This window comes from Actinomadura sp. HBU206391 (assembly GCF_014323665.1).
GTDB lineage: Bacteria > Actinomycetota > Actinomycetes > Streptosporangiales > Streptosporangiaceae > Actinomadura_C.
The window spans coordinates 1-6,938 of sequence record NZ_JABVEB010000274.1 but is presented as its reverse complement, the minus strand read 5'-3'; the positions used below and the strand labels follow the sequence as shown (position 1 = coordinate 6,938).

Sequence of the window (6,938 nt, the reverse complement as noted above, 5' to 3'; positions counted from 1 at the left end):
CGGATGAGCAACCTCGCCGGGATCCTCGACGGCTACGTCGACGCCGGAGGCTTCCACATGAACGTCAACGTGCTCGACCGCGCCACCCTGCTGGACGCCATGGACCACCCCGAGCGGTACCCACAGCTGACCATCCGGGTGTCCGGCTACGCGGTGAACTTCGTCCGGCTCACCCCCGAGCAGCAGCGCGACGTCGTCAGCCGTACCTTCCATGAATCGCCATGATCGAACGCGAGGAGAGGCTCCGTGAGGCCGCCGCCGAGCTCCGCGAAAGCGCCGCCCTGCCGCGGAACGCAACGGCGGCCGGCCTCGCCGGTGCGGTCCATTCGTGGGATCTGTCCACCGGCGTGGACGGGCCCGGGACCAGATTCGTGGTGTTCACCGGAGGCTGCCCGCTGCGCTGCATGTACTGCCAGAACCCCGAGACCTGGCGGATGCGCGATGCCCGCCGGGTCACCGTCGACTCGGTGATGGCCGAGGTCGAGAGGTACCGCCGGTTCATCTCCGTGGCCGGCGGCGGCGTCACGATCAGTGGCGGGGAGCCGCTGCTGCAGCCCGCCTTCACCGGCGAGTTGCTGCGCCGATCCCACGAGCTCGGCCTGCACACGGCGCTCGACACCTCGGGCTCTCTCGGGGACCGGGCGACCGACGCGATGCTGGCCGACACCGACCTGGTGTTGCTCGACATCAAGGCCTGGGACTCGCGCACCTACCGCGCCCTGACCGGCGGGGACATCACGCCGACACTGCGGTTCGCCCGGCGGCTCGCCGAGCTGCGCCGCCCGATGTGGATACGGTTCGTGCTCGTGCCCGGCATCAACGACGCCGAGAGCGAGGTGGAGGGCCTCGCCTCCTTCGTCGCCACGCTCCCCAACGTCGAACACGTGGACGTCCTGCCCTACCACCGCATGGGTGCGGCCAAGTACCAGCGGCTGGGCATCCCTTTCCCGCTGGCCCACGTTGAGTCACCGGACCCAGAGCTGCTCAACCGCGTCCACTCACAGTTCCGCGCTCACGGGGTCGACAGCCGCTGATCCACACGGCCGCGCCGTGCGGTGCATCGCCGCTGTCGCCCGGAGCAGTGCCCCGGATGAGGACCTTGCACATCCTCTGGACACGGGGACCAACGTCCTGTCGACCGGAGAAGTACGCCTTTATGCGCACTCCTCGTCCCGGGGTCGACTAAGTGCACCAGCCGCGACCCGCGGATGCAGCTATGCCCGGCATGTCGCACGCATTGACCGAGCCGCCCCGGAGGCCCTCGTGACCACACTGAGCAAACCCCCTCAGGCCGGAACGGCGGCCCTGCCGGCCACTCCGCCGACACGGCGCGGAGCGCGGCGCCGCGTGTGGCTGCGCCGCACGGTGAGCCTGACCGTGGTCGGCATCGTCTTCGGCGGCGTCCTCCCGCGTCTGGTCGACTTCGAGGCGGTAGCGGGCATCTTCTCGAGTCGTGTAGGCCACGCCGAGCTCGCGGTCCTGGCCGCGCTGACCTTGACCTCGGTGCTGGCCTCGGCTGTCGGGCTCATCGCGGGCCTGCCCGGTCTGCGCCTCTCCGAGGCGTGCGCCGTGAACGTGGTGACCACCGCGCTCGCGTACGCCCTTCCCGGTGGCGCCGCCGCAGGAACGGCCTTGAACGTCTCCATGCTCCAGGAGCTCGGCTTCACTCCCCGGCCGATCGCCCTGCAGGTCCTGTCGACCGGGCTGTGGAACCTCGGCGTGCGGCTGATCCTTCCGCTTCTCGCGCTCGGCCTGCTCGGCCTGGCGTCCGATGTGCCGGCAGAGGCACGGGTGGCCGGGGTCGCCGGGCTGATCCTGGCCACGATTCTCATCTCCTTGACCATCGCACTGCTGCGGTGGGACCGTCCGGCCCGGTTGCTAGGTTCCGCGCTGGCCCGGCTCTCACGTCGGCTGCCCGGGCGGCATGAGGTCCGCGCCGATCGAGCCGTTCTGCTCCAGACCGAGGCCGGCGATCTGATCCGTCGTCGCTGGCCGCTGCTGACCGTGTCGGCCCTCGCCTACCAGGTGACGCTCTTCGGCGTGCTCTACGCCTCCCTGCAGATCGCGGGAGCCTCTCAGGTCGGTGCGCTGGAGGCCTTCGCCGTCTACGCGGTGGCCCGCCAGGCGACGGTGCTGCCCCTCACACCCGGCAGCGCCGGCATACTCGAGTTGGCCCTGATCGGCGGCTTGCAACTCGGCGGCGCGGAACTCGAGGCCGCCACGGCCGGGGTGCTGCTCTTCCGGTTCTTCACCTATCTCCTCTACCTGCCCGCGGCGGGCCCGATCTGGCTGTGGTGGAGATTCCGGCGCCGTCACCCGGCGCGGCCAAGACCGGTGTTCCGGCATCCGGCCGACGCGCTTCGGCTGGCCGCCGGTGGACTGAGTCTGCTGGTGCTCATCCTGCTCTCCCGGGATGTCGCGGGCCTCGACGCCGATCTGTTCCGGCTGGTGAACGACGTTCCCGATGCCGCGTACGTCCCGATCTGGCTGGTGATGCAGGCAGGCTGGATCGGCATGGCCGGGTTGGCGTCGGTGGCCGCGCTGCTAGCCCGCCGTGGCCGTCTGGCGGTGAACCTGCTGCTGGCCGGAGGCTGCGCGTGGCTGCTGGCGAAGGTTGTGAAGGACATCGCCGGGCGGCCACGCCCGGCTGCGCTTCTCGACGAGGTGATTCTCCGTGCCGATGCCGGCGCGGGCGGGACCGGCTTCGTGGCGGGGCACGCGGCCGTGGCTGCGGCTCTCGCCACGGTCGCGAGCGTGTCGCTGCCGCGGCCGTACCGCAGGTGGCTATGGGTCACCGTCGCCGCCGTCGGCCTCGGCAGGGTGTACGTAGGAGCGCACTTCCCGCTCGACCTGGCCGGTGGCGTCGTGGTGGGCTGGATGGCCGGTTCGGCCGTGCTTCTCCTCCGGGGCACTCCGGCTCGCCCGCCGGACGCGGCCCGGATTCGCGCCGGCCTGAGCCGGCTCGGCATCACCGCGGCTTCGATCCACCGGACCACGGGCGATCTGCGTCGTGCCGTTCCGTTCGAGGTCACGACCACCACAGGGGAGCGTTTCTTCGTCAAGGCCGTCGGGCGTGACCAACGAGACGCGGACTGGCTGCACCGAGTCTGGCAGTGGCTGGGCCCGGCGCCGAGCCGGCCGATGCCCTTCGCCACGCCGAAACATCAGCTGGAGCATGAGGCCTATCTGCTCATGCTCGCCGACCGGGCCGGGGTTCGTACTCCGCTGGTGCGGTTCACCGCCGATATCGGCGACGACACCTGGATCCTCGCCATGGACGCCGTCGATGGCCGTCCGCTGGCCGGATCGACCTCCGCAGGCGAGGGTCTCCCCCGAACGAACGAGCCCGCAGCCTGCGATGACCTCCTCGACGAACTCTGGCGTCAGCTCGGACTGCTCGCGCGGGACCGCCTGGCCCACCGGGACCTGCGCCCTCACAACATAGTGATAGATGGCACGGGCCTGCCCTGGATCGTCGGTTTCGGTGCCGCCGAGGCCGACGCGACGCCGGCGGTCATCCGTGCCGACGCGGCACGGATGCTGACGCTCACGGCGGACGCCATGGGGTCTGCGCGTGCCGTGGCCGCGGCGGTGCGCGCGTTGGGCCAGGCCGAGACCGCGGCACTGGCTCCACTCCTTCGACGGTGTCACCGAGACCTGCTGCCGCCGTCCGGCCCGGTGGCCGCCGACCTCGCGTCCGCCGTACCCGCCACTACCGCGGCAACGCGACGCAGGCGAGGTGTACGCGGCCCCGCGGCCCTGCCGCCCGCCTCCGCGCGACACCCCGGGGACGTCATCCGCGTGGTCCTCGGGCTGGGTCTCGGGCTGACGCTGTCCGTCCTCGCGGCCGGCGGCTTCCTTCTCCAGGTGGAGGCCGACCTCTTCCGGGTCGTCAACCGGCTTCCCGGGTGGCTGTTCGGTCCGGTGAATCTGGTGATGCAGGCGGGCTCGCTGGCCGCGGTCGGCGTGGCGGCGGGCGGCGCGCTGCTCGCCCTGCGCCGGCGGCTGGCCGTCGACTTCCTGATCGGCGGATCGCTCGCCTGGCTTCTGGCCAAGGCGGTCAAGAGCGTGGCGGACCGGGGACGTCCCGGTGCTCTGCTCTCCGAGGTGGTGCTGCGCGGAGCCGGCGAGGGCGGCCTCGGATTCGTCTCCGGCCACGCCGCGGTGGCGGTCGCGCTGGCGACCGTGGCCAGCGCGCATGTACGACGCCCGGTGCGCTGGGCTCTCTGGGCGATCGCCGGAGCGGTGGCTCTCGGCAGAATGTATGTGGGCGCCCACTTCCCGCTGGACGTTGTGGCCGGAATGGGCCTCGGTTGTGCGATCGGCGGCGCCGTCCATCTGATCCGAGGGACGCCGGCGCATCTCCCCACACCGGCGCAGGTCGCCCGCGGGCTCGCCCGCTGCGGCCTCGGACGGATGACGGTCACACCACTGAACGTCGACGCGCGCGGCTCAGTGCCCTTCACCGCGGTCACCGTGACCGGCCGACGGGTGTTCGTCAAGGCGCTGGGCCGGGATCAACGCGACGCCGATCTGCTGTTCAAGCTGACGAGATTCCTGGTGTATCGGGATCTGGAGGACGAGTTCCCCTTCGCCAGCCCGAAACGGCAGATCGAGCACGAGGCGTACATGCTGATGCGCGCCGAGCGAGCCGGTGTGCGAGTCCCCGGGTTCCTCGGGGTGGCAGGAGCCGGATCAGGCACATGGATCCTGGCCGAGCAGGCCGTGGCGGTCGGCGCCGACCTCGCTGGAACCATCGCCTGCCCGCTTCAGGTCACATACCTGCAGGCGCTGTGGGGCGAGATCGGGAAGCTGCGCGCGGCGCGCATCGCCCACCGCGACCTGCGTCTGGCCAACATGCTGATCGCGGAGGACGGTAAGCCCGTCCTCGTGGACTTCGGATTCGCCGAGGACGGAGCGAGTGATCAGCGGCTCGCCCAGGACGTCGCGGAACTGCTGGTCTCCACCGCGTTCGTGGTAGGCCCACGGCAGGCCGTACGGGCGGCGGTCGACACGCTCGGTCCCACCGTTCTGTGCGGCGTGAGCAGCCTGCTGCAGCCTCTGGCGCTGGCCAGGTCGACCCGCCAGGAACTGCGCGGCCGGCCACGGTTGCTCAATTCCCTGCGGAGGGAGATCGCGGTGGTGGAAGGCGCACCAACGGTGCCCGAACCGCTCACCCGGGCACCGTCCCGCCCCTGGGTGCTGCTGCTCCTGCTCGGCGCCGCGCTCGCGGTGTACCAAGTGCTGATCGGAATCGTCAGCGTCCGCCACCCCACCGACGTGCTCAGCGATACCAACCCTCGCTGGCTCATCGTAGCGGCCCTGCTCGTGGCCGCTTCTTACGCGGCCGGTGCGCTGTCGCTCATGGGCGCCTCATCGCGGCATCTGGCGCTGGGCCGCACGTATCTCCATCAGGTGGCCGCCTCATACGTGTCGCGGCAGCACCGTGCGGGTCTCGGTGCGGACGCGGTGCTGGGCTCCTACCTACGCTCGGCCGGGGCGAGTCGGGAAGAGGCGGTACAGGCCGTCGCGCTCACCCGGCTGACCGGCGGCCTCGTGCACGCCATCGCGCTCGGGCTGGCGTGCTCCGCCGCCCTGCTGGAGGCACGGGACGTTCTGACAGCGCCTCGCTGGTCGGCGGCTCCGGTGGCACTGCCCGCGGTGGCGGCCGCCTTGATCGGCGCCGTTCTTCTGTTGCGCCGTCGGAACGAGGTCGCGGCGCCGTTGCGGGGTGCTCTCCTGGCGCTGCCCGCCAGGCTACGCCGGCCCCGTGAGTTCGCCATGCTGCTGTTCGGTACCTCGGCGGTGACGAGTTGTTCGGTGCTGGCGTTCCTTGCCGTCGCCCAGGCGATGGGGGTATCGGTCTCCCCCGTGCTCTTGGCGGCATCCTTCCTTACGGTGATGCCGCTTCGGTTGCTGGGTCCGCTTCCCGGGGGGCTGGGTGTAGTGGAGCCGATCCTGACGCTCGTCCTGGTCGCTCTCGGCGCGGGTGGCACCGAGGCGGTCCTGACGGTCGTTGTCTTCCGCGTCCTGGGCTTCTGGCTGCCTGTGCTGCCCGGGGCGGTGGCGTTCCACCGGACCGGCCGGTATGCCCGCCTCGATCGAGCGCGCCAGCGATGACGTGTCGTGACAACGGTCTCGTGCCGGGGGGACCTTTGTCTCTGCCGGGCCCATGCGCTTTGCGTGATCGTTCAAGTCACAGGGTCGCGTGCGATGGCCGTACGCGAAGAGAGGAACGGTCATGAAGGCGCTGGTATATGTGGGTCCTGGACGTCATTCCTACCAAGACGTTCCGGTGCCGCAGATCGCGACGGCCACGGATGCGATCGTCCGCGTGGACGCGGTCACGAGGTGGGCGTCCTCAACGGCAAAGTGCGTCCTGGTGACACGGTGGTCGTCATGGGAGCCGGCCCCATTGGCCTGGCCGCGATCGCCACGGCCCGCCTGTACAGCCCCAACCAGATCATCGCGATCGACCCGGTCGACGCACGATTGGAGGCGGCCAGGAGGTTCGGTGCCGACATCACGCTCGGCACTGGCGGCGACATCCGCTCGGCCGTCGCCGAACGGACCGGCGGGCTCGGCGCCGACGTCGCGATCGAGGCGGTCGGCATACCCGAGACCTTCGAGTCGTGCACCCGCCTGGTCCGCCCGGGCGGCCATGTCGCCAATATCGGCGTGCACGGCAGACCAGCCGTCCTTCATCTAGAAGACCTGTGGATCCGCAACCTCACGATCACCACCGGCCTGGTCGACACCTCCTCGACGCCCACCCTGCTGAGCATGGTCGCCGCAGGCCGACTGGATCCCGGCCAATTCATCACACACCGATTCGGCCTGGAGGACATGGAGAAGGCATACGAGGTGTTCTCCAACGCGCAGGACACCGGAGCGCTGAAGGTCGTGCTCACCCGCGACTGACCAGGTCATGGTCTTCA

Annotated in this window: 4 protein-coding genes; all 4 read left to right on the top strand. The window is 70.6% G+C overall.

The window, feature by feature from the left end; translation table 11 throughout:
• The first annotated feature begins 3 nt into the window (after positions 1-3).
• Positions 4-225, top strand: a complete 222-nt coding sequence (locus HKK72_RS33925) for a glycine radical domain-containing protein (protein WP_410050371.1) — start codon at positions 4-6, stop codon at positions 223-225.
• A complete protein-coding gene (gene pflA, locus HKK72_RS33920) occupies positions 222-1,034 on the top strand; it encodes a pyruvate formate-lyase-activating protein (RefSeq protein ID WP_187238509.1) in 813 nt (270 codons plus the stop codon). The genes HKK72_RS33925 and pflA overlap by 4 nt, the downstream gene beginning before the upstream one ends.
• Positions 1,035-1,263: 229 nt before the next feature.
• Positions 1,264-6,120, top strand: coding sequence for a phosphatase PAP2 family protein (locus tag HKK72_RS33915; RefSeq protein ID WP_187238508.1), 4,857 nt, complete (start codon positions 1,264-1,266; stop codon positions 6,118-6,120).
• A 279-nt stretch (positions 6,121-6,399) separates the two neighbouring features.
• Positions 6,400-6,921 (top strand): zinc-binding dehydrogenase, encoded by a 522-nt coding sequence (locus HKK72_RS33910; protein WP_261987460.1) that lies wholly within the window; start codon positions 6,400-6,402, stop codon positions 6,919-6,921.
• The last annotated feature ends 17 nt before the right edge of the window (positions 6,922-6,938 follow it).

Bases quoted from the DNA above. Each gene is read 5' to 3' on its own strand.
- HKK72_RS33925 (WP_410050371.1), top strand. From the start codon at position 4: ATGAGCAACCTCGCCGGGATCCTCGACGGCTACGTCGACGCCGGAGGC.
- pflA (WP_187238509.1), top strand. From the start codon at position 222: ATGATCGAACGCGAGGAGAGGCTCCGTGAGGCCGCCGCCGAGCTCCGC.
- HKK72_RS33910 (WP_261987460.1), top strand. From the start codon at position 6,400: ATGGGAGCCGGCCCCATTGGCCTGGCCGCGATCGCCACGGCCCGCCTG.